Origin of the sequence: Ideonella azotifigens (genome assembly GCF_006519715.1) — a bacterium.
GTDB classification, from domain to species: Bacteria; Pseudomonadota; Gammaproteobacteria; order Burkholderiales; family Burkholderiaceae_C; genus Ideonella; species Ideonella azotifigens.
Genome location: NZ_VIDT01000716.1, coordinates 1 through 2,625 on the forward strand (window position 1 = coordinate 1; position 2,625 = coordinate 2,625).

The window sequence follows — 2,625 nt, forward strand, 5'->3', positions numbered from 1 at the left end:
GCCAGATTGCCTCGTACCGAGTTCCAGCATGTCTCGGGCTGACTGAATCGCTTTTCAGTGCCTCGAACTGACGGCCAATTACCCCCTTGGGAGCTACCTTGTTCAACCAAATGAAGATTTCAACCCGCCTGGCACTGGGCTTCTGCACGGTGGTGGCCTTGATGCTGGTCCTGTCGTTGACCGCCATCGTGAAGATGGGCGGCATGCAGGATCTCACCACCCAGATCACGAACGACCGCTATCCCAAAGTGATGCTGGTCAACGACTCGATCAAGAACACGCTGGACAACGGCCGGCTGCTGCGCAACATGCTGCTGAGCAGCGATGACACGGAGATGGCCACCTACAAGAAGGCGGTCGGCGTCAACACCGACGAAATCAAGACCTCGCTCAGCAAGCTCGACGGCATGATCAACACCCCGAAGGGACGCCAGCTGTTCGACGCGATCCGGGTCAAGAGTGACGCGCTCGGAGAGCACTACAGCAAGCTCTATGAACTGATGAGCACCGACCGCAAGGCCGCGGTCACCTACCTCAAAAGCAGCTTCGGCCCCGCCAATACCGCGTATTGGGAAGCCCTGGAGGCCATGGGCGCGTTCCAGTCCTCGCTGATGGAGGACGCCGTCAAGGCATCCGCCGCAACCTACGACAGCACCCGCACGACCGTCATCGGCCTGTCCGCCCTCGCCATGGCGCTTGCCGCCGTGATCGCGACACTCATCGTGCGCAACCTGAGCAAGGTTCTGGGCGGCGAGCCGGCCTATGTGGCCGAGATTGCCAGCAAGGTCGCGGCAGGAGATCTGACGATGGACGTGGTGACGCGGCCGAATGACGGTGGCAGTGCGGTGCTCGCGATCAAGAGCATGGTGGACAAGCTCAAGCAGGTTGTCGACAGCCAGCGCCGCATGGTCGAGGCGGCCAACCGGGGTAGTTTTGAAGAACGCATGAGCCTGGATGGACTTCAAGGCTTTCAGAAGGACATCGCGCTGGGCCTGAACAGCTTGATGAGCACCACCGGCAGCAGCATCGACGACGTCGTCCGCGTGATGGCCGCGATTGCCAAGGGTGACTTGAGCCAAAACATCGACAAGGACTACGACGGCGCCTATGGCCGCATGAAGTCTTACGTCAACGACATGGCGAGCACCACAAGCGGCAGCATCGATGACGTGTCGCGGGTGATGCGCGCGATGGCCAACGGCGATCTGACCCAGCAGATCGAGGCCGAGTACCCCGGTGTCTACGCCGAGCTGACGCGCTATGTGAATGCCACCGTGGTCAAGATGGCCGAGGTGGTGGCAGAAGTCAATGCCAGCGCAGAGTCGCTGGCCGGTGCTTCGGAAGAGGTGAGCGCCACCGCGCAGTCGCTGTCGCAAGCCGCCAGCGAGCAGGCCGCCGGTGTCGAGGAAACCAGCGCCTCGATGGAGCAGATGACGGCTTCCATCTCGCAGAACACCGAAAACGCCAAGGTCACCGACGGCATGGCCTCCAAGGCCGCGACCGAAGCGGCCGAAGGCGGCGAAGCGGTCAAGGCCACGGTGGCGGCGATGAAGCAGATCGCGCAGAAGATCGTGATCATCGACGACATCGCCTACCAGACCAACCTGCTGGCGCTGAACGCGGCCATTGAAGCGGCCCGCGCCGGCGAGCATGGCAAGGGCTTCGCGGTGGTTGCAGCCGAAGTGCGCAAGCTTGCGGAGCGCAGCCAGATCGCGGCGCAGGAGATTGGCACCGTGGCGTCTTCCAGCGTCGAGCTGGCCGAGCGCGCCGGCAGCTTGCTGAGCCAGATCGTGCCCAACATCCGCCGCACCTCGGACCTGGTGCAGGAGATCACCGCCGCATCGGAAGAGCAGTCTTCCGGCGTGGGCCAGATCAACGGCGCCGTGACCCAGCTCAGCCAGACCACGCAGCAGAACGCTTCCAGCTCCGAAGAGCTGGCTGCCACGGCAGAAGAAATGAGCAGCCAGGCCGAGCAGCTGCAGCAGACCATGGCCTTCTTCAAGCTGAGCGGCGGCGGCCAGCGCCGCCTGCCTCCAGCCCCGATTCGCCCGAGTGGCAAGCCAGCAGCGCGCAGCAGCGGCCGTGCAGCCCAGGCCAGTGGTGTGCGACCGCCAGTTGCACGCCCGGTCGCCTTGGCCACAGCCGACAGCATCGACGAATCGCAGTTCGCCCGCTTTTGAGTGATCAGCAGCCCTCAAGCCCACAGGACATCCCCATGAGCGCACTGGTTCCCCACACCTCTTCCGCCGCCCTCGCCGCGCCCGCATCCTCAACTGCCGAGCCTGGCCAGTACCTGACCTTCATGCTGGCCGGCGAGGTCTTCGCGATCGGCATCCTGGCGATCAAGGAGATCATCGAGTACCACAGCCTGACCGAGGTCCCGATGATGCCGGCCTGCGTGCGCGGCGTGATCAACCTGCGCGGCGCGGTGGTGCCGGTGATGGACCCGCTGGCGCGCTTCGGCCGCAAGTCCAGCGATGTCACCAAGCGCACCTGCATCGTCATCGTCGAGACCGAGGTCGACAACGATGGCCGGCTGGAACGCCAGGTCATCGGCGTGGTGGTCGACGCGGTCAACGAAGTGCTGGAAATCGCATCGAGCGACATCGAGCCGGCACCGGCCTT

At 64.0% G+C, this 2,625-nt stretch carries 2 protein-coding genes; both read left to right on the plus strand.

The window, feature by feature from the left end; all coding sequences use genetic code 11:
- Positions 1–110: 110 nt before the first annotated feature.
- Positions 111–2,180, plus strand: a complete 2,070-nt coding sequence (locus tag FKP22_RS26700; protein WP_141290971.1) for a methyl-accepting chemotaxis protein — start codon at positions 111–113, stop codon at positions 2,178–2,180.
- Between the two features lie 35 nt (positions 2,181–2,215).
- The coding region (locus FKP22_RS26705) for a chemotaxis protein CheW (RefSeq protein ID WP_141290973.1) at positions 2,216–2,625 on the plus strand (410 nt) is incomplete at its 3' end.